Raw genomic sequence first — 1,622 nt, 5'->3', positions numbered from 1 at the left:
CATTGGTGTCAACTTAACGTAAAACCCTTAATAAATAAAGAGGAGGACAAGAGCGATGGTGCGGAATGCACTGCTATAGGATACAAATGGCGAATAGGGGGTATCACCCCTCACCCTGATGATTTAAAGGGTATGAGGCTCGGCTCAATCATCATCATGCGATCGCTTCGCAGCGCTGACGCTATCGCATGATTCAAAAGCGATGAGCCTAGCTCACCGTAGGAAGAGCATTTGAACCGAAAAAGAGGATAATACAATCATAAAAAACACTCACAGAGTCGAAAATTATGACTCAAATAAGAAAAAGAAAAAATGGGAATCCAGATTTACGTCGTCAGCAGCAAACACCATCACCATCACAACCACAAATAGAAGAAGAATTAACAAAATATCTACAACCAAGTCTATTTACACCATTAAAATACTTACCGGGAAATAATGATAAACCGATGAGAGATAGATTGCTAAACTTACCAGTAATGGTAGCACTAATTCTCAGTTTAGTTTATCGGCAAATAGCCGGATTAGCAGAAGCGGTAAGAGTATTAAAAGAAGAAGGATTATTATGGGTGAAACCAATAGAAGTTAGCAAACAAGCAGTATCAAAAAGATTAATGAATATGCCGGCGGAAATTTTTGTACAATTGTTGAATCAAGTTGTAGAAAAAATTGCCCAAACTGAATCAAAAATAATATTAGAAGACAAATGGGAACAGATACAAAAAAAGTTTAACACCATATGGATAGCAGATGGTTCAAGCCTAGAGCAGCTAAGAAAAAGATTAAAAATCAGCGAAGATAATTCATCAAAATTAGGTGGAAAAATCATGATGATTGTCGAAGCTTTTACCCAAAATCCCGTCAAATTATGGTATGAACAAAATCCCAAAAGTCATGACCAAAACTGGGGAGAAGATTTGTTAGAAAAACTGCCACAAGGAGGCTTGATAATAGTAGATTTAGGATTTTTTAGCTTTAATTGGTTTGACAAATTAACTGAGAGAAAAAAATACTTTATTACCAGAATAAAAGAAAAAACAAATTATAAAACTAAACAAGTATTATCGCAAGGCACTTATTATAAAGATGAAATTATTATCATGGGTAAATATCGTTCAAATCCCTGTAAATATCCAGTGCGATTAGTATCAGTCTTATGGGGAAAAACTTGGCATCGTTATTTAACAAATATCTGGGATGATGAGCAATTATCAGCAGAAGAAGTTTGTGAATTATATCGAAGAAGATGGAAAATAGAAGAAGCATTTTTATTAACTAAAAGGTTATTAGGATTAGCATATATTTGGGTAGGACATAGCAATGGAGTACAAATTCAGATTGTAGCGACTTTAATTTTTTACGCGGTGCTAAATCAATTAGTTTCAGATGTAGCAGTTGCTTTAGGTCAGCCAACAGAAAGAATATCAGTAGAAATGGTTTTTAGAAGTCTATATTATGTAGCCAAATCCGTAGAAAGGGGTGAAAATCCCGATATCGTCACCTACTTAGTCCAACGAGCAAAATTATTTGGTTTAGTCAAAGCTATTAGGAAACGACATCGAGAAACACAACAAATCAGAGAGCAAATTTGGGAGGCTGTACCATTAAGTTGACACCAATGA

General features: G+C 35.1%; 2 protein-coding genes. Both read left to right on the top strand.

The genetic code is table 11. The features are described 5' to 3' along the window. A partial coding sequence (locus tag ACM0OW_RS25710) for a hypothetical protein (protein ID WP_414553551.1) occupies positions 1-192 on the top strand: 192 nt, incomplete at its 5' end. Between the two features lie 95 nt (positions 193-287). Then, positions 288-1,613 (top strand): IS4 family transposase, encoded by a 1,326-nt coding sequence (locus ACM0OW_RS25705; protein WP_414553549.1) that lies wholly within the window; start codon positions 288-290, stop codon positions 1,611-1,613. Positions 1,614-1,622: the final 9 nt, after the last annotated feature.

It is taken from the genome of Anabaena sp. CCY 0017, assembly GCF_963920885.1.
Lineage (GTDB): Bacteria > Cyanobacteriota > Cyanobacteriia > Cyanobacteriales > Nostocaceae > Nodularia.
The sequence above is the reverse complement of the archived record's forward strand: the minus strand, read 5'-3'. Positions and strand labels throughout refer to the sequence as shown.

Bases quoted from the DNA above. Each gene is read 5' to 3' on its own strand.
- ACM0OW_RS25705 (WP_414553549.1), top strand. From the start codon at position 288: ATGACTCAAATAAGAAAAAGAAAAAATGGGAATCCAGATTTACGTCGT.